The following is a 665-nucleotide window of genomic DNA, read 5'->3' as shown; positions in this document are numbered from 1 at the left end:
TTGCATATTCCAACTCCGCAGATCAGGCCCAAATCAAAGACTGCCTGGTGTGTACTCACCCATAGGCAGTGTCCGGGCCAAAGCTGGCCCGGATCTGACTTCCATCCTCAATGAGGATAGAGACTTAAGCTGCAGGTGCGCGCCAGTCGTCGGCACCAGACGTGCCAGAGACTGTGTGCTCCCACATGATCTTGCGGTAAGACAGTTCAATGGTGATCAGCTGAGTGAAGTCAGCGTTCTTCGGATCCTGACAATGTGGCAGGCCACACTCGATATTGGTGATCAGGGCATCTTCAAAGGAGGTGGTGAAGAAATGCTCCTGCTTGCCGGAAGAATTGGTGCGGTACCATTTGACTTCACACTTCGGCAGCATCTCACCAGAGACCAGCGCATTATAAAGCAGCGGGATGGACTTGTTCATGGAGCAGGTGAACTTGAACGGAGTGTGCACGCGCTGACCAGCTGGCTGGCCGGACTGGATATCACGAGGAATGATGACGGTGTGATCAATGGCCTGCACCATGATCTCGTCTTCATGGCCTTCCTGCCACACGTTACCGACGGAATCTTCAGTAAACGCGCCTTGAGTGATTGGACCCTGAGTTGACCCTTCAATGGTGATATAAGCGGGTGTTGGCATAGTATGCTCCTGGTGAGCGCCCTCC

The 665-nt window shown here is 53.7% G+C and carries 1 protein-coding gene; it reads right to left on the bottom strand.

Translation table 11 applies throughout. From position 1 onward, the window contains the following. Positions 1-124 precede the first annotated feature (124 nt). The gene (locus PsAD37_RS12800; RefSeq protein ID WP_057465969.1) at positions 125-640 is read right to left on the bottom strand and encodes an Hcp family type VI secretion system effector; all 516 of its coding nucleotides are present in this window, start codon (positions 638-640) and stop codon (positions 125-127) included. Positions 641-665: the final 25 nt, after the last annotated feature.

Origin of the sequence: Pseudovibrio sp. Ad37, assembly GCF_001623075.1 — a bacterium.
Classification (GTDB): domain Bacteria; phylum Pseudomonadota; class Alphaproteobacteria; order Rhizobiales; family Stappiaceae; genus Pseudovibrio.
The sequence above is the reverse complement of the archived record's forward strand: the minus strand, read 5'-3'. Positions and strand labels throughout refer to the sequence as shown.

Bases quoted from the DNA above. Each gene is read 5' to 3' on its own strand.
- PsAD37_RS12800 (WP_057465969.1), bottom strand. From the start codon at position 640: ATGCCAACACCCGCTTATATCACCATTGAAGGGTCAACTCAGGGTCCA.